Raw genomic sequence first — 770 nt, forward strand, 5'->3', positions numbered from 1 at the left:
GAACCGCTGGGTCATGGAGACCCTGATCATGGTGGACGCGCTGAAGCGCGGGTCGGCGAAGCGCATCACTGTGGTGCTGCCGTTCTACCCGTATTCGCGGCAGGACAAGAAGCACCGTGGCCGGGAGCCGATCTCCGCGCGGTTGGTGGCCGATCTGCTGAAGACCGCGGGGGCGAACCGCATCCTGACGGTGGATCTGCACACCGCGCAGATCCAGGGTTTCTTCGACGGCCCGGTGGATCACCTGTTCGCGATGGACATCCTCGCCGAGCACATCATCAAGAAGTTCGAGGGCCGGCCGATGACGGTCGTGGCGCCGGACTCGGGCCGGGTGCGGGTGGCGGAGCGGTGGACCGACCGTCTCGGTGGGTGTCCGCTGGCGTTCATCCACAAGACGCGGGATCCGATGAAGCCGAACCAGGTGGTGGCCAACCGGGTGGTCGGTGAGGTCGAGGGCCGGGTCTGTCTGATCGTCGACGACATGATCGACACCGGTGGCACGATCACGAAGGCCGCCGACATCCTGTTCGATTCGGGCGCGGCGGATGTGATCGTGGCCTCGACGCACGCGCTGTTGTCCGATCCGGCGACCGAGCGGTTGAAGAACAGCCGGATCAGTGAGCTGGTGGTGACCAACACGTTGCCGCTGCCGCCGGAGAAGCAGCTTGACAAGATCACCGTGCTGTCGATCGCGCCGCTGCTGGCGCGGGCGATCCGGGAGGTCTTCGATGACGGGTCGGTGACCACCCTGTTCGGCGGTTTGAGCTGAG

1 protein-coding gene is annotated in these 770 nt (G+C 65.8%); it reads left to right on the plus strand.

The features are described 5' to 3' along the window. On the plus strand, positions 1–769 hold a 769-nt coding region (locus tag DMB66_RS60285; RefSeq protein WP_125812729.1), incomplete at its 5' end, for a ribose-phosphate diphosphokinase. Position 770 lies beyond the last annotated feature (1 nt).

The organism is Actinoplanes sp. ATCC 53533 (assembly GCF_003947245.1).